Origin of the sequence: Paracoccus methylovorus (assembly GCF_016919705.1) — a bacterium.
Taxonomy (GTDB): domain Bacteria; phylum Pseudomonadota; class Alphaproteobacteria; order Rhodobacterales; family Rhodobacteraceae; genus Paracoccus; species Paracoccus methylovorus.
In genome coordinates, this window is the sequence record NZ_CP070368.1 from 571,553 (window position 1) to 586,716 (window position 15,164).

General features: G+C 61.2%; 26 protein-coding genes. All 26 read left to right on the plus strand.

Going from position 1 to position 15,164, the window contains the following annotated elements:
* The first annotated feature begins 73 nt into the window (after window positions 1–73).
* The 26 genes from tuf to rpsM all read left to right on the plus strand — a co-directional run bounded on the left by tuf (window position 74) and on the right by rpsM (window position 15,152).
* On the plus strand, window positions 74–1,249 hold the full coding sequence (tuf, locus tag JWJ88_RS02800; protein ID WP_205294585.1) for an elongation factor Tu: 1,176 nt from the start codon (window positions 74–76) through the stop codon (window positions 1,247–1,249).
* Window positions 1,250–1,737: 488 nt separating this feature from the next.
* A complete protein-coding gene (gene rpsJ, locus JWJ88_RS02805; RefSeq protein ID WP_010400227.1) occupies window positions 1,738–2,046 on the plus strand; it encodes a 30S ribosomal protein S10 in 309 nt (102 codons plus the stop codon).
* A gap of 10 nt (window positions 2,047–2,056) precedes the next feature.
* Window positions 2,057–2,797, plus strand: a complete 741-nt coding sequence (gene rplC, locus JWJ88_RS02810; protein ID WP_205294604.1) for a 50S ribosomal protein L3 — start codon at window positions 2,057–2,059, stop codon at window positions 2,795–2,797.
* Window positions 2,797–3,417: a 50S ribosomal protein L4 gene (rplD, locus tag JWJ88_RS02815; RefSeq protein ID WP_205294605.1), complete on the plus strand. Its 621-nt coding sequence runs from the start codon at window positions 2,797–2,799 to the stop codon at window positions 3,415–3,417. The genes rplC and rplD overlap by 1 nt, the downstream gene beginning before the upstream one ends.
* Window positions 3,414–3,710, plus strand: coding sequence for a 50S ribosomal protein L23 (locus tag JWJ88_RS02820; RefSeq protein ID WP_205294606.1), 297 nt, complete (start codon window positions 3,414–3,416; stop codon window positions 3,708–3,710). Before rplD ends, JWJ88_RS02820 begins: the two co-directional genes overlap by 4 nt.
* Window positions 3,711–3,804: 94 nt before the next feature.
* Window positions 3,805–4,644: a 50S ribosomal protein L2 gene (gene rplB / locus JWJ88_RS02825; protein ID WP_205295101.1), complete on the plus strand. Its 840-nt coding sequence runs from the start codon at window positions 3,805–3,807 to the stop codon at window positions 4,642–4,644.
* 3 nt (window positions 4,645–4,647) lie between these two features.
* The gene (gene rpsS, locus JWJ88_RS02830; RefSeq protein WP_028713570.1) at window positions 4,648–4,926 is read left to right on the plus strand and encodes a 30S ribosomal protein S19; all 279 of its coding nucleotides are present in this window, start codon (window positions 4,648–4,650) and stop codon (window positions 4,924–4,926) included.
* Window positions 4,927–4,931: 5 nt separating this feature from the next.
* The gene (gene rplV, locus JWJ88_RS02835; protein WP_011747105.1) at window positions 4,932–5,312 is read left to right on the plus strand and encodes a 50S ribosomal protein L22; all 381 of its coding nucleotides are present in this window, start codon (window positions 4,932–4,934) and stop codon (window positions 5,310–5,312) included.
* Window positions 5,312–6,028 (plus strand): 30S ribosomal protein S3, encoded by a 717-nt coding sequence (gene rpsC / locus JWJ88_RS02840; protein ID WP_205294607.1) that lies wholly within the window; start codon window positions 5,312–5,314, stop codon window positions 6,026–6,028. Before rplV ends, rpsC begins: the two co-directional genes overlap by 1 nt.
* Window positions 6,029–6,040: 12 nt before the next feature.
* On the plus strand, window positions 6,041–6,454 hold the full coding sequence (gene rplP, locus JWJ88_RS02845) for a 50S ribosomal protein L16 (protein ID WP_205294608.1): 414 nt from the start codon (window positions 6,041–6,043) through the stop codon (window positions 6,452–6,454).
* Between the two features lie 192 nt (window positions 6,455–6,646).
* Window positions 6,647–6,853 (plus strand): 50S ribosomal protein L29, encoded by a 207-nt coding sequence (gene rpmC, locus JWJ88_RS02850; RefSeq protein WP_205294609.1) that lies wholly within the window; start codon window positions 6,647–6,649, stop codon window positions 6,851–6,853.
* A gap of 12 nt (window positions 6,854–6,865) precedes the next feature.
* Window positions 6,866–7,114, plus strand: coding sequence for a 30S ribosomal protein S17 (rpsQ, locus tag JWJ88_RS02855; RefSeq protein ID WP_155064333.1), 249 nt, complete (start codon window positions 6,866–6,868; stop codon window positions 7,112–7,114).
* Between the two features lie 64 nt (window positions 7,115–7,178).
* The gene (gene rplN / locus JWJ88_RS02860) at window positions 7,179–7,547 is read left to right on the plus strand and encodes a 50S ribosomal protein L14 (protein ID WP_010400243.1); all 369 of its coding nucleotides are present in this window, start codon (window positions 7,179–7,181) and stop codon (window positions 7,545–7,547) included.
* The gene (gene rplX / locus JWJ88_RS02865) at window positions 7,547–7,852 is read left to right on the plus strand and encodes a 50S ribosomal protein L24 (protein WP_205294610.1); all 306 of its coding nucleotides are present in this window, start codon (window positions 7,547–7,549) and stop codon (window positions 7,850–7,852) included. Before rplN ends, rplX begins: the two co-directional genes overlap by 1 nt.
* Complete coding sequence (gene rplE / locus JWJ88_RS02870; RefSeq protein WP_205294611.1) at window positions 7,852–8,412, plus strand: 50S ribosomal protein L5; 561 nt, start codon at window positions 7,852–7,854, stop codon at window positions 8,410–8,412. The genes rplX and rplE overlap by 1 nt, the downstream gene beginning before the upstream one ends.
* Before the next feature lie 18 nt (window positions 8,413–8,430).
* Window positions 8,431–8,736 carry a 30S ribosomal protein S14 gene (gene rpsN, locus JWJ88_RS02875; protein ID WP_205294612.1) on the plus strand — a complete coding sequence of 102 codons (306 nt, stop codon included), beginning with the start codon at window positions 8,431–8,433 and terminating at the stop codon, window positions 8,734–8,736.
* Between the two features lie 9 nt (window positions 8,737–8,745).
* The gene (gene rpsH, locus JWJ88_RS02880) at window positions 8,746–9,144 is read left to right on the plus strand and encodes a 30S ribosomal protein S8 (protein ID WP_205294613.1); all 399 of its coding nucleotides are present in this window, start codon (window positions 8,746–8,748) and stop codon (window positions 9,142–9,144) included.
* 12 nt (window positions 9,145–9,156) lie between these two features.
* A complete protein-coding gene (gene rplF / locus JWJ88_RS02885) occupies window positions 9,157–9,690 on the plus strand; it encodes a 50S ribosomal protein L6 (RefSeq protein ID WP_205294614.1) in 534 nt (177 codons plus the stop codon).
* A gap of 11 nt (window positions 9,691–9,701) precedes the next feature.
* Window positions 9,702–10,061, plus strand: coding sequence for a 50S ribosomal protein L18 (gene rplR / locus JWJ88_RS02890; protein ID WP_011747115.1), 360 nt, complete (start codon window positions 9,702–9,704; stop codon window positions 10,059–10,061).
* 115 nt (window positions 10,062–10,176) lie between these two features.
* Complete coding sequence (gene rpsE / locus JWJ88_RS02895) at window positions 10,177–10,743, plus strand: 30S ribosomal protein S5 (RefSeq protein WP_205294615.1); 567 nt, start codon at window positions 10,177–10,179, stop codon at window positions 10,741–10,743.
* A 12-nt stretch (window positions 10,744–10,755) separates the two neighbouring features.
* Window positions 10,756–10,944: a 50S ribosomal protein L30 gene (gene rpmD / locus JWJ88_RS02900; protein ID WP_205294616.1), complete on the plus strand. Its 189-nt coding sequence runs from the start codon at window positions 10,756–10,758 to the stop codon at window positions 10,942–10,944.
* Between the two features lie 125 nt (window positions 10,945–11,069).
* Window positions 11,070–11,810, plus strand: a complete 741-nt coding sequence (locus JWJ88_RS02905) for a hypothetical protein (RefSeq protein ID WP_240200181.1) — start codon at window positions 11,070–11,072, stop codon at window positions 11,808–11,810.
* Window positions 11,811–11,960: 150 nt separating this feature from the next.
* Window positions 11,961–12,446, plus strand: coding sequence for a 50S ribosomal protein L15 (gene rplO / locus JWJ88_RS02910; protein WP_205294617.1), 486 nt, complete (start codon window positions 11,961–11,963; stop codon window positions 12,444–12,446).
* Window positions 12,447–12,550: 104 nt separating this feature from the next.
* A complete protein-coding gene (gene secY / locus JWJ88_RS02915) occupies window positions 12,551–13,924 on the plus strand; it encodes a preprotein translocase subunit SecY (protein ID WP_205294618.1) in 1,374 nt (457 codons plus the stop codon).
* A gap of 39 nt (window positions 13,925–13,963) precedes the next feature.
* Window positions 13,964–14,620: an adenylate kinase gene (locus tag JWJ88_RS02920; RefSeq protein WP_205294619.1), complete on the plus strand. Its 657-nt coding sequence runs from the start codon at window positions 13,964–13,966 to the stop codon at window positions 14,618–14,620.
* 163 nt (window positions 14,621–14,783) lie between these two features.
* Window positions 14,784–15,152: a 30S ribosomal protein S13 gene (rpsM, locus tag JWJ88_RS02925; protein ID WP_205294620.1), complete on the plus strand. Its 369-nt coding sequence runs from the start codon at window positions 14,784–14,786 to the stop codon at window positions 15,150–15,152.
* The last annotated feature ends 12 nt before the right edge of the window (window positions 15,153–15,164 follow it).

Here is a 15,164-nt window from a genome sequence, read left to right on the forward strand (position 1 = left end):
TGGGAAACCGCGCACCCTACCAACCCCGTAGGGTGCGTGCCGGCACGCACCGTCAACATAAGGAGCCATGCCAATGGCAAAGGCAAAGTTTGAACGTACGAAACCGCACGTCAACATCGGAACGATTGGTCACGTTGACCACGGCAAGACGACGTTGACTGCCGCGATCACGAAATACTTCGGTGATTTCAAGGCCTACGACCAGATCGACGGCGCTCCTGAAGAGCGTGCCCGGGGGATCACGATCTCGACCGCGCATGTTGAATACGAATCGGACAACCGTCACTACGCGCACGTCGACTGCCCCGGCCACGCCGACTACGTGAAGAACATGATCACGGGCGCCGCGCAAATGGACGGCGCGATTCTGGTGGTGAACGCGGCCGACGGCCCGATGCCGCAGACGCGCGAACACATCCTGCTGGGCCGTCAGGTCGGCATCCCCTACATGGTGGTGTACCTGAACAAGGTCGACCAGGTGGACGACGCCGAGCTTCTGGAACTGGTCGAGATGGAAGTGCGCGAGCTGCTTTCGTCCTATGACTACCCCGGCGACGACATTCCGATCATCAAGGGCTCGGCGCTTGCGGCTCTGGAAGGTCGCGACAAGGAGATCGGCGAGGATTCGGTCCGCGCGCTGATCGCCGCCGTCGACGAATACATCCCGACGCCGGAGCGCGCCGTGGACCTGCCGTTCCTGATGCCGATCGAGGACGTGTTCTCGATCTCGGGCCGCGGCACGGTCGTGACCGGCCGTGTCGAGCGTGGCGCGGTGAACGTGGGCGACGAGCTTGAGATCATCGGCATCCGCGACACCAAGAAGACGATCTGCACGGGTGTCGAGATGTTCCGCAAGCTGCTGGATCGCGGGGAAGCGGGCGACAACATCGGCGCGCTGCTGCGCGGCGTGGACCGTGACGGCGTCGAGCGCGGTCAGGTTCTGGCGAAGCCGGGTTCGGTGACGCCGCACACGACCTTCGAGGCGGAGGCCTATATCCTGACCAAGGAAGAGGGTGGCCGTCACACGCCGTTCTTCGCGAACTATCGTCCGCAGTTCTACTTCCGCACGACGGACGTGACCGGGACGGTGAAGCTGCCGGAAGGCACCGAGATGGTGATGCCTGGCGACAACCTGAAGTTCGAGGTCGAGCTGATTGCTCCGATCGCGATGGAAGAGAAGCTCCGCTTCGCGATCCGCGAAGGCGGCCGCACGGTCGGCGCGGGCGTCGTGTCGAAGATCCTGAAGTGATCTGTCGGGATCACGGAAGGGTCGCGAGACGCGCCACGCGGGCGGTGTCGAAGATGCTGAAGTGATCTGCGTGCCGGGCGGCGGCCTCGCGCCCCGCCTGTGCCACGTGCCGCGAAACTCGTCGGGTGATCCCAAGCGGATATCATGACGACAAAAGGCCGCCCAAAATGGGCGGCCTTTGACTTTTGACAGCGTTTTGAAAGGCTGGGAAAATTCCATTCAGCGGCCGACGATTTGCCTCACCAGATCGAACGTCACGCCGTTCACGATGAAAACGGCGAGCGTGGGCGGGCTGTGAACAAGCCCTCTTGACGTCGCGGGTCTGCTCGTGCATGTAGCCGCATCGCTGCCGGTCTTTTCAGAATCGGTTGCTTTATGCCGGGCCGCCATTTGATGGGGCGGCCTGCTTCTGTTTATACGGTTCGATGCTGGCGATGCGTGGTGTGTTGTCAGCCTCTCAACTTGAATTCCCCGCAAGAGGGATGAGAATGCAAAGCCAGAATATCCGCATCCGGTTGAAGGCGTTCGATTACCGCGTCCTGGATGCCAGCACGCAGGAAATCGTGAACACCGCCAAGCGCACCGGCGCGCAGGTCCGCGGCCCGATTCCGCTGCCCAACAAGATCGAGAAATTCACCGTTCTGCGTGGTCCGCACATCGACAAGAAATCCCGTGACCAGTGGGAAATCCGCACGCACAAGCGTTTGCTGGACATCGTCGACCCGACCCCCCAGACCGTTGACGCCCTGATGAAGCTCGACCTCGCCGCTGGCGTGGATGTCGAGATCAAGGTGTAAGGAGGCTATCATGCTGCGGACTGGTGTAATCGCCAAGAAGCTGGGCATGACCCGGCTGTTCCTGGAAGACGGGCGTCAAGTTCCCGTCACAGTTCTGCACGTGGATAACGTGCAGGTCATCGCTCAGCGCACCGCCGAAAACGACGGCTACGTGGCTTTGCAACTCGGCGCGGGCGAGGCTAAGGCCAAGCGCACGACCGCCGCGCTGCGGGGTCATTTCGCCAAGGCAAGCGTCGCGCCCAAGCGCAAGATCGCGGAATTCCGCGTCTCGCCGGAAAACCTCGTTGAGGTTGGTGAAGAGATCGTTGCCGACCACTATTTCGAAGGTCAGTACGTCGACATCGCCGGCACCTCGATCGGTAAAGGCTTTGCCGGTGCCATGAAACGGCACAACTTCGGCGGCCTGCGCGCTTCGCACGGCGTGTCGATCAGCCACCGCTCGCACGGTTCGACCGGCCAGTGCCAAGACCCCGGCAAGGTGTTCAAGGGCAAGAAGATGGCAGGTCATCTGGGTGCGGTGCGTGTCACCACGCAGAACCTGCAGGTCGTCAGGACCGACAGTGAGCGTGGCCTGATCATGGTCAAGGGGTCGGTTCCGGGTTCGAAAGGTGGCTGGGTCACCATCAAGGACGCCGTGAAGAAGCCGACCGCTGAAAACACCGTTTTCCCGGCTGCGACCCGTTCCAAGGCCAATGCCCAGGCCGAGGCTCCGGCCCAGGCCGAAGTCGCCGCGCCCGAAGGAGACAACTGATGAAACTCGACGTTATCACGCTCGATGCCGGTAAGGCCGGGGACATCGACCTGAGCGATGACATCTTCGGGCTCGAGCCGCGTGCGGACCTTCTGCATCGCGTCGTGCGCTGGCAGCGTGCGAAGGCTCAGGCGGGTACCCATTCGGTGCTGGGCAAGTCGGATGTCAGCTACTCGACCAAGAAGATCTATCGCCAGAAGGGCACCGGCGGCGCTCGCCACGGCAGCCGCAAGGCCTCGATCTTCCGTCACGGCGGCGTCTACAAAGGCCCGACCCCGCGCAGCCACGCCTTCGATCTGCCGAAGAAAGTCCGCGCGCTTGGCCTGAAGCACGCGCTGTCGGCGAAAGCCTCGGCAGGCGAGCTGGTCATTGTGGAAAGCCTGAACATCGCCGAAGCCAAGACCGCAGCCGTCGCCAAGGCGGTCAAGGAAAACGGCTGGAAGCGGGTTCTGGTGATCGACGGTGCCGAAGTGAATGAGAACTTCGCCCGCGCCGCCCGCAACCTCGAAGGCGTCGATGTGCTGCCCTCGATGGGTGCCAACGTTTATGACATCCTGCGTCGCGACACCCTGGTGCTGACGCGAGCTGGTGTCGAAGCTCTGGAGGCTCGTCTGAAATGACCACGAAGCCCGAACATTACGACGTGATCGTCAAGCCGCTGATCACCGAGAAAGCGACGCTGGTGTCCGACGCCAACGCCTATGTTTTCCAAGTGGCGAAGAGTGCGAGCAAGCCGGTCATCAAGGAAGCCGTCGAAGCCCTGTTCAACGTCAAGGTGAAAGCGGTCAATACCACAATCACCAAAGGCAAGACCAAGCGCTTCAAGGGCCGCCCCGGCGTCCGTTCGGACGTAAAGAAAGCCTATGTGACGCTGGAGGCTGGCAACAGCATCGACGTCTCGACCGGCCTCTGATAGAAGCCGACGAATCGACGGCCCCGGCAGCGGGGCCGTCGCCTTTTGATTGAAACGGACCACCATTGGTCCAAAGCAACGGAAGACAGAAAGCATGGCACTCAAGTCGTATAAGCCGACGACGCCTGGCCAGCGTGGGCTGGTTCTGATCGACCGTTCGGAGCTTTGGAAAGGGCGCCCGGTTAAATCCCTCACGGAAGGATTGACCAAGCACGGCGGCCGGAACAACACCGGACGGATCACGATGCGCCGCAAGGGCGGCGGGGCGAAGCGTCTCTATCGCATCGTCGATTTCAAACGCACCAAGTTCGATGTTTCGGCGACCGTCGAGCGGATCGAATACGATCCCAACCGCACCGCCTTCATCGCGCTGATCAAATACGAAGACGGGGAGCAGGCCTATATCCTGGCTCCGCAACGTCTGGCCATTGGCGACAAGGTTGTCGCCGGAGCCAAGGTTGACGTGAAGCCCGGCAACGCGATGCCCTTCAGCGGCATGCCGATCGGTACCATCGTCCACAACGTCGAGCTGAAGCCCGGCAAAGGCGGTCAGATCGCCCGTTCGGCTGGCACCTATGCCCAGTTCGTCGGCCGCGACGGCGGCTATGCCCAGATCCGCTTGTCCTCGGGCGAGCTGCGTCTGGTGCGCCAGGAATGCATGGCGACCATCGGCGCCGTGTCGAATTCGGACCATTCGAACCAGAATTTCGGCAAGGCCGGTCGCAACCGTCACAAGGGCATCCGCCCGAGCGTGCGCGGCGTCGCGATGAACCCGATCGATCACCCGCATGGCGGTGGTGAAGGCCGGACTTCGGGCGGCCGTCACCCGGTTACTCCTTGGGGCAAAGGCACCAAGGGCAACCGCACCCGTACGAACAAATCGACCGACAAGTATATCCTGCGGTCGCGTCACGCGAAGAAGAAGGGGCGTTAAGCCATGGCACGTTCTGTTTGGAAGGGCCCCTTTGTCGATGCCTATGTGCTTCGCAAGGCCGAGAAAGCCCGCGAGTCCGGCAAGTCGGATGTAATCAAGATCTGGTCGCGTCGTTCGACCATCCTGCCGCAATTCGTCGGCCTGACCTTTGGTGTCTATAACGGCCACAAACATATTCCGGTTGCCGTGACCGAGGAGATGATCGGCCAGAAGTTCGGTGAATATTCGCCGACCCGCACCTATTACGGTCACGCCGCCGACAAGAAAGCGAAAAGGAAGTAAGCGTCATGGGTAAGGAACAGAATCCGCGCCGCGTGGCGGAGAACGAGGCGTTTGCGAAGACCAAGATGCTTCGCACTTCGCCGCAAAAGCTGAACTTGGTTGCGGCGATGATCCGCGGCAAGAAGGTAGACAAGGCCCTGGCCGACCTGACCTTCTCGTCCAAGCGTATTGCGGGCGACGTCAAGAAGTGCCTGCAATCGGCCATCGCCAATGCCGAGAACAACCATAACCTCGACGTCGACAATCTGATCGTCGCCGAAGCATGGGTTGGCAAGAACCTGGTCATGAAGCGTGGCCGGCCGCGGGCTCGTGGTCGTTACGGCAAGATCATGAAGCCGTTTTCGGAAATCACCATCAAGGTCCGTCAGGTCGAGGAGCGCGCGTAATGGGTCAGAAGGTAAACCCCATCGGGATGCGTCTCCAGGTCAACCGCACCTGGGACAGCCGCTGGTATGCAGATGACAAGGACTACGGCAACCTGTTGCTGGAAGACCTGAAAATCCGCGACTTCATCAAGAAGGAAGCGAAGCAGGCCGGCGTCAGCCGCATCGTGATCGAACGTCCGCACAAGAAGTGCCGCGTGACGATCTATGCTGCGCGTCCCGGTGTCATCATCGGCAAAAAAGGCGCCGATATCGAGACCCTGCGCAAGAAGCTGGCGAACTACACCGCCTCGGAACTGCACCTCAACATCGTCGAGGTCCGCAAGCCCGAGCTGGACGCCCAACTGGTCGCCGAGTCGATCTCGCAGCAGCTAGAGCGCCGCGTTTCGTTCCGTCGCGCCATGAAGCGTGCCGTGCAAAACGCCATGCGCATGGGTGCCTTGGGTATCCGGGTGAACGTGTCGGGCCGTCTGGGCGGCGCCGAGATTGCCCGGACCGAATGGTATCGTGAGGGCCGGGTGCCGCTGCACACGCTGCGCGCCGACATCGACTATGCCTTGTCGGAAGCCACGACCCCCTATGGGATCATCGGCGTGAAGGTCTGGATCTTCAAAGGCGAGATCATGGAGCACGATCCGCAGGCTCGTGACCGCCGCGCAACCGAAGCGCAAGACGGCCCGTCGCCTCGCGGCCCGCGCCGTGACCGCGACGCGCGCTAAGGAGAAGAAGCAATGCTGCAACCGAAACGGACCAAGTTCCGCAAACAGCACAAGGGCCGCATCCACGGCGAAGCCAAAGGCGGGTTCAACCTGAACTTCGGCTCCTTCGCTCTGAAGGCCATTGAGCCCGAGCGCGTCACCGCGCGCCAGATCGAAGCGGCTCGCCGCGCGATCACCCGGCACATGAAGCGTCAGGGCCGGGTCTGGATCCGGATTTTCCCGGACGTTCCGGTTTCCTCGAAGCCGACCGAAGTGCGGATGGGTAAAGGTAAGGGTTCGGTGGATTACTGGGCCGCCCGCGTCCATCCCGGCCGGATCATGTTCGAGATCGACGGTGTGAACGACACCATCGCCCGCGAGGCGCTGCGCCTTGGCGCGCAGAAGCTGCCGGTTCTGACCCGCATCGTCGCGCGCGAAGACTGGTAATCCGTCCTCGCCAATCAGATTGACGCCCCGCCGCTTTCGCGGCGGGGCGTCGCATTTGCGGTTCCCCGGATAAACGGGGTTGCCAAAATTCGGTTCGCCCTGTATGGGCAAGCCTTCATCATGAAACTCCACCGGAATCAGGGTGGCCCTGCATGGCAGGGGCTCTCCGGTGATGTTGAAAGGAAGAGGCGCATGAAAGCGCAAGAACTGAAAGACAAGACGCCTGATCAGCTGAAAGAACAGCTGCTCGCGCTCAAGAAGGAAGCGTTCAACCTGCGCTTTCAGCAGGCTACCGGCCAGCTCGAATCGACCGCCCGCATGCGCGTCGTCCGTCGCGACGTCGCCCGTGTGAAAACCATTCTGAACCAGAAAGCGGCGCAAGCCGCGGCGTCGAACTAAGGAGCCAGGTCCATGCCCAAACGCATCCTGCAAGGCAAGGTCGTCAGCGACAAGAACGAACAGACCGTCACCGTTCTGGTCGAGCGTCGCTTTAAGCATCCGTTGCTGCACAAGACTGTGCGTTCGTCCAAGAAATACCGCGCCCATGACGCGGAAAACCAGTTCAAGGTAGGTGATACCGTTCGCATCGTCGAATGTGCGCCGATCTCGAAAACCAAGCGCTGGACCGTTCTGCTTGACGCTGCCGAAGCTCAGGCCTGACAGTCCAGTTTAATCGATACCCTGGGGCCAACTCTGCTGGTCCCCAAAGGTCGGGAGTAACCAAATGATCCAGATGCAGACCAATCTGGATGTCGCTGACAACTCCGGCGCGCGCCGGGTGCAGTGCATCAAGGTCCTGGGTGGTTCGCACCGTCGCTATGCGTCGGTGGGCGACATCATCGTCGTCTCCGTCAAGGAGGCCATTCCACGTGGTCGCGTGAAAAAGGGCGACGTCCGCAAGGCCGTCGTCGTGCGCACCGCAAAAGAAGTGAAGCGTGAGGACGGAACCTCGATCCGCTTCGACCGCAATGCTGCCGTCATCCTGAACAACCAGGGCGAGCCGGTCGGTACCCGTATCTTCGGGCCGGTCGTGCGTGAGCTGCGGGCCAAGAACTTCATGAAGATCATCTCGCTTGCGCCGGAGGTGCTGTGATGGCTGCGAAGCTCAAAAAGGGCGACAAGGTTGTCGTGCTGACTGGCAAGGATAAAGGCAAGCAGGGTGAGATCGCCACCGTGTTCCCGAAAGAGAACAAGGCCGTGGTCGATGGCGTCAACGTCGCCATCCGTCACCAGCGCCAGACCCAGACGAGCCAGGGCGGCCGCGTGGCGAAGTCCATGCCGATCGACCTGTCGAACCTCTCGCTGATGGACAAGAACGGCAAAGCGACCCGCGTCGGCTTCCGCGTGGAAGACGGCAAGAAGGTGCGTTTCGCCAAGACCACTGGGGATGCGATCTGATGCTGGACCAAGCCACTTATAAGCCGCGTCTGAAAACGCAGTTTCGCGACACCATCCGCGCTGCGATGAAGGAAGAGTTCGGTTACAAGAACGACATGCAGATCCCGCGCCTGGACAAGATCGTCCTGAACATGGGCATCGGCGAGGCCGTCAAGGACACCAAGAAGGTCAAGCAGGGCGCAGAAGAGCTTTCGCTGATCGCGGGTCAGAAGGCTGTCATCACGAAGGCTAAGAAGTCGATCGCCGGCTTCCGCGTCCGTGAAGAAATGCCGCTGGGCTGCAAGGTGACCCTGCGCGGCGACCGGATGTATGAATTCCTGGACCGCCTGATCAATATCGCGCTGCCCCGCGTCCGCGACTTTCGCGGCGTGAAGGGCTCGGCTTTCGATGGCCGCGGCAACTATGCCATGGGTCTGAAAGAGCACATCGTGTTCCCGGAAATCAACTTCGACAAGGTCGACGAAGTTCTGGGGATGGACATCATCATCTGCACCACCGCGCCGACCGACGCGGAAGCGAAGTCGCTGTTGAAGCATTTCAACATGCCGTTCAACAGCTGATCGCGGAGGGAAGAAGATATGGCTAAGAAATCCATGGTCGAGCGCGAGAAAAAGCGCGAGCGCCTGGTCGCGAAGTATGCCGCCAAACGGGATGCGCTGAACGAGGTCATTCATGACCAGTCGCGCCCGATGGAAGAGCGCTTCAAGGCCAGCCTGAAACTGGCTGAGCTGCCGCGCAATTCGTCGGCGACCCGCCTGCACAACCGGTGCCAACTGACCGGTCGTCCGCATGCGTATTACCGCAAACTGAAACTGTCGCGGATCATGCTGCGCGAGCTTGGCTCGTTCGGTCAGATCCCCGGCATGGTCAAATCTAGCTGGTAAGGGGGCAATATGTCGATGAACGATCCTCTCGGCGATATGCTGACCCGCATCCGCAACGCGCAGATGCGCGGCAAATCGACCGTCCGTACGCCGACCTCCAAGCTGCGCGCTTGGGTGCTCGACGTATTGAAAGCCGAAGGTTACATCCGCGGCTATGAGCAGGTTGAAACTCCCTCGGGTCATACCGAGCTGGAAATCAGCCTGAAATACTACGAAGGCACCCCGGTGATCCGGGAACTGGCCCGCGTGTCGAAACCCGGCCGCCGCGTCTATGCCTCGGTCAAGGAACTGCCGCAGGTCCGCAACGGCCTCGGTGTCTCCATCGTCTCGACGCCCAAAGGCGTCATGTCTGATGCAGCGGCTCGCAACGCCAATGTCGGCGGCGAAGTGCTCTGCACTGTGTTCTAAAGGAGGGCAGAGATGTCTCGGATTGGTAAAAAACCGGTCGCCCTCCCCAAGGGCGTGACTGCAGAGATCAAAGGTCAGACCATCGAGGTGAAGGGGCCGAAAGGCACCCGCACCTTCACCGCGGCTGACGACGTGACGCTGGCTGTCGAAGAGGGGACCGTCAAGGTGACCCCGCGCGGCATGTCCAAGCGTGCCCGTCAGCAGTGGGGCATGACCCGCTCGATGGTCGAGAACCTGACCGTCGGCGTCAGCGAAGGCTTCAAGAGAGAGCTGGAAATCCAGGGCGTCGGTTACCGCGCCCAGATGCAGGGCAAGACCCTGAAGCTTCAGTTGGGTTATTCGCATGACGTGAACTTCGAAACGCCGGAAGGCGTGACCATCTCGGCTCCTAAACAGACCGAGATCGTGGTGGAAGGCATCGACCAGCAATTGGTCGGCCAGGTCGCCGCGAACATCCGCGAGTGGCGCCGCCCCGAGCCCTATAAGGGCAAGGGCATCCGCTACAAGGGTGAGGTCGTCTTCCGCAAGGAAGGCAAGAAGAAGTAAGGGGCGCAAAAATGGCACTGAACAAAAGAGAGCTGTTCCAAAAGCGCCGCCTGCGCGTGCGGAACAAGTTGCGGAAGATCTCGGACGGTCGTCCGCGTCTGTCCGTCCACCGTTCTTCCAAGAACATCAGCGTTCAGGTGATCGACGACGTGAAAGGGGTAACCCTGGCTGCGGCGTCTTCGCTGGAAAAGGACCTGGGCGTTGTCGGCAAGAACAATGTCGAAGCGGCGGCCAAAATCGGCGCCGCGATTGCGGAACGTGCGAAGAAAGCCGGCGTCGAAGAGGTGATTTTCGACCGCGGCGGCTTCCTGTTCCACGGCAAGATCAAGGCGCTGGCGGATGCTGCCCGCGAAGGCGGCCTGAAGTTCTGATGATTGCGGGTGGCGCCTGCGCCACCCCGATGATCCGGGGGCTTTCCGCTTTGGCGGCGACCCACTAGGATTGGATTTAACGGCGCGGACTGCGCCAGCTTATAAGGAATGCCTTATGGCAGAACGTGACAACCGTCGGGGCCGCCGCGAAGAGCGCGAAGAAACCCCGGAATTCGCTGATCGTCTGGTCGCGATCAACCGCGTGTCGAAAACCGTCAAGGGGGGCAAGCGTTTCGGCTTTGCCGCTCTGGTGGTGGTTGGTGACCAGCGTGGCCGCGTCGGCTTTGGCAAAGGCAAGGCCAAGGAAGTGCCCGAGGCGATCCGCAAGGCGACCGAACAAGCCAAACGCAGCCTCGTTCGCGTTCCGCTGCGCGACGGCCGCACGCTGCATCACGATATCGAGGGCCGTCACGGCGCCGGTAAGGTGATCATGCGGACCGCCGTTCCGGGTACCGGTATCATCGCCGGCGGCCCGATGCGCGCCGTGTTCGAGATGCTGGGCGTTCAGGACGTCGTGGCCAAGTCGCAGGGGTCGCAAAACCCCTACAACATGATCCGCGCCACTATTGACGGTCTGAAAAAGGAAGCTTCGCCGCGCAACGTCGCCCAGCGTCGTGGCAAGAAGGTTGCCGAGATCCTGCCGTCTAACGACAAGCCGGCCGAAGCCGCCGTCGAAGCGTAAGGAGACAGGCACATGGCAAAAACCATCGTTGTGAAGCAGATCGGCTCTCCGATCCGCCGCCCGGCCATCCAGCGCGAGACGCTGAAGGGCCTTGGCCTGAACAAGATGAACCGCACCCGCGAGTTGGAGGACACCCCCTCCGTGCGCGGCATGGTGGCCAAGATCCCACATCTGGTGACCATCATCGAAGAGCGCGGCTGATCTGCCACGCTTCGTTTCTTGAATGCGCCCCGGAGTGATCCGGGGCGTTTTCGTTTGCGCGTTAACTTATTCCTAACGATTTTCCCCTAGGAATGCGGCATCGGCCTTGCAGGAGGATGCTTGACGTGCCGCGCCTGATCCGCAGCCTCGTGCTGACCTCTCTGCTATTGGCTGATAGCGCCTTGGCCGGTCCTTGGCCGCGCGAAATGAAGGGGATATTTCTTGCGCTTTCGACCGAACGCGATGCCGAAGGCAGCAGCTATGCGGCGCTTTACGGCGAATATGGGCTAAGGCCGAGCCTGACCTTAGGTATGGAGCTTGGTCGGTCAGGTGCAGATGAAACCAGCGCGATGTTCTGGCTGCAACGCGCGCTTGACCGGGGCAAAGGACCTGATCGCTGGGCGTTGTCCTTTGGCGCGGGCGTGGTTGAACGCGGCGGTGCTGATATACCAGTTGGCCAGGTGGCTGTCAGTTGGGGCAGGGGGCTCGAAACGGTGCCGTTGCTTGACCGCATTGCCGGCGGCGGCTGGCTTTCTGCAGAGATCCGGGCCAAGGCGGTGGCCAAGCTGAAGGACGAAGCCGAGATTGAGCGGCTGGCGGCGGACGGCGTGGGGATTCTAGCCTACATCACCCCCGAAACTTCGATAAAAGCCGAAGCGACGCTGGGTTGGCACGCCACATCGTCCTGGACGTTCATCAACCAGTTGCGTTTGGAAGATCGCGAGGACTGGGGTTTTTCCGCCAGTCTGGCAAGCTCGGCCGTGCGGGATATTTTGGGGCCTGCCAAGCTGGAACTTGGGCTGATCACACCGCTTTCGGGTGAGGGCGAATTGGCGCTGAAGATAGGCTGCTGGCTGGAGCTGTGATCCGGCCTGCTTCGATGCCGCTCGTTATTGACCTTGGACGGGCTGCTGTATAAAGACCGCTCGTGCCCTCTGGCACGACTCGAACAAGCAAGAAATGCCGCGTTCGCCCCCTTTCGCTTCATGGGGCGTTTCCGGCCAAGGAGAAGCGATATGAAACTGAATGAACTTCACGACAACCCCGGCGCCAACCGCAAGAAAAAGCGCGTTGCGCGCGGCCCCGGCTCGGGCAAGGGCAAGACCGCTGGTCGTGGTATCAAAGGCCAGACCTCGCGTTCGGGCGTGGCGCTGAACGGTTATGAAGGCGGCCAAATGCCGCTGTATCGCCGCCTGCCCAAGCGCGGCTTCAGCAAGCCGAATCGCCTTGAGTTCGCAGTGGTGAACCTGGGCCAGTTGCAGGCCTTCGTGGATGCAGGCAAGCTGGACGCCAAATCCGACGTAACCGAAGACGCGCTTGTCGCTGCAGGCGTCATCCGCCGCAAGCTGGACGGCGTGCGTGTGCTGGCCAAGGGTGAGATCACGGTTGCGCTGAACCTGACCGTTGCCGGCGCGTCCAAAGCCGCCGTTGAGGCCGTCGAGAAGGCTGGGGGCAAGATCGCCGTCACCCGTCCGGCGAAAGAAACCGCCGCGGCCGAATAAGCTGTTGAAGGGCGCGCCCGCGCCCCATAGATAGCTTTCCAAGTTTTCCAGGCGCCGCGGGATCGGGAAACGATCCGGCGGCGCTGCCACGAAGGGGCTCAAGCATGGCGTCAGCCGCAGAACAGATGGCCGCGAACCTGTCTTGGGGCGCGCTCGGCAAGGCGACCGAGCTGCGCCAGAGAATCTGGTTCACCCTCGGACTTCTCATCATCTATCGCCTCGGCACCTATATACCGGTGCCGGGCATCGACGGCGCCGCGCTGCGCAACTTCATGGATCAGGCCCAGTCCGGCATCGGCGGGATCCTGTCCATGTTCACCGGCGGCGCGCTGGGGCGGATGGGCGTATTTGCCCTGGGAATTATGCCCTATATCTCGGCCTCGATTATCGTTCAGCTTCTGGCCTCGATGGTGCCGGCGCTGGAGCAGCTCAAAAAAGAGGGCGAACAGGGCCGCAAAAAGATCAACCAATATACGCGTTATGGCACGGTGCTGCTGGCGCTCTTCCAAGCCTGGGGTCTGGCTGTCAGTCTTGAGCACGGCAATCTCGCGCATGAGCCCGGGATGTTCTTCCGCGCCTCGGTGGTCATCACCCTTGTCGGTGGCACAATGTTCCTGATGTGGCTGGGTGAGCAGATCACGGCCCGCGGCATCGGCAACGGCATCTCGCTGATCATCTTTGTCGGCATCGTGGCCGAGATTCCTAGCCATCTGGCGCAGTTCCTGGCGCAAGGCCGTTCGGGTGCCATCTCGACCCCGGTGATTTTGGGTGTGATCGTCATGGTGGCTGCGGTGATCGCCTTTGTGGTGTTCATGGAGCGCGCGCTGCGCAAGATCCATATCCAGTATCCGCGCCGCCAAGTCGGGATGAAGGTCTATGACGGTCAATCGTCGCACCTGCCGATCAAGGTGAATCCGGCTGGCGTGATTCCGGCGATCTTCGCCAGCTCGCTTCTGCTTTTGCCGGTGACGATCTCGACCTTCTCAGGCAATCAGGCCGGGCCGGTCATGTCGACGGTTCTGGCGTATTTCGGCCCGGGCCAGCCGCTTTATCTGCTGTTCTTCGCAGCGATGATCGTGTTCTTCACTTACTTTTACACGTTCAACGTCAGCTTCAAGACCGAGGACGTGGCAGAGAACCTGAAGAACCAGGGTGGGTTCATTCCCGGCATCCGTCCGGGCAAGCGGACCGAGGATTACCTGACCTATGTGGTGACGCGGGTGCTGGTGATCGGCTCGGCCTATCTGGCCTTTGTCTGCCTGCTGCCCGAGATCATCCGCGACCAATTGTCCATCCCGTTCTATTTCGGTGGGACTTCGGTGCTGATCGTTGTCAGCGTGGTCATGGATACGATCAACCAGGTGCAAAGCCACTTGCTTGCCCACCAATACGAAGGTTTGATCGAAAAATCGCAACTGCGCGGCAAGCGTGGCAAGACCGGGGCAGCCAAGCCCCGCAAGGCCCCCGCCCGCCGTTAGGAATAAGCCCGGAATAAAGGGTAGGAGAGGGACGACGACATGGCGATCAACATCATTCTGCTGGGTCCGCCGGGCGCAGGCAAAGGCACGCAGGCCCGGCGGCTGATCGAGGAGCGCGGTCTTGTCCAGCTCTCCACCGGCGACATGCTGCGCGAGGCGCGCAACTCGGATAGCGAGATGGGCAAGCGCGTGGCCGAGGTGATGGACCGGGGCGAACTGGTGACGGACGAGATCGTCATCGGCCTGATCCGCGAAAAGCTGGGGCAGGGTGGGAAAGGTTTTATCTTCGACGGTTTCCCCCGCACGCTCGCGCAAGCCGATGCGCTGCAGGCGCTGATGGCCGAGATGGATCAGCGTATCAACGCCGTGATCGAGATGCGGGTGGACGACGGGGCGCTGATCTCGCGGATCACCGGGCGCTTCACTTGCGGCAATTGCGGCGAGGTCTATCACGATGTGACCAAGCCGACGAAAGAAGCCGGCAAATGCGACGTCTGTGGCTCGACCGACCTGCGCCGGCGTGCCGACGACAACGAGGATAGCCTCAAGACCCGGTTGATGGAGTATTACAAGAAAACCTCACCGCTGATCGGCTATTACTATGTCAAGGGCAACCTCAAGACGGTGGATGGCTTGGCCAACATCGACGATGTGGCCAGCGAGGTCGCCAAGGTGATGGACAAGATCCCGTCCTAGACTTGACCTCGGGCTGCGAATCCATTAATTCGCAGCATCTCGCAAGAGAATCATCCGGACGTCCCGGATGTCGCTTCAAGACCCGAAGGCATGGCTTTCGGGTCTTTGGTTGTGAAAAAAGGTTCCGGTGCTACGGAACCGCAACATGGAAAAGGAAACACGCGTGGCTCGTATTGCTGGCGTCAACATTCCGACCGGGAAACGCGTCCCGATCGCCCTGACCTATATCCACGGAATCGGCTCGAAATTTGCTGGTGAGATCGTTGCTGCTGTCGGCATCGAGCCCAGCCGCCGCGTCAACGAACTGTCGGATGCCGAAGTTCTGAAGATTCGCGAATACATCGACGCCAACTACACCGTCGAAGGCGACCTGCGTCGCGAAACGCAGATGAACATCAAGCGCATGATGGATCTGGGTTCCTATCGTGGCCTGCGCCACCGTCGCGGCCTGCCGGTTCGCGGCCAGCGCACGCACACCAATGCCCGCACCCGCAAGGGCCCGGCGAAACCCATCGCCGGCAAGAAGAAATAAGGGGGAACGGAC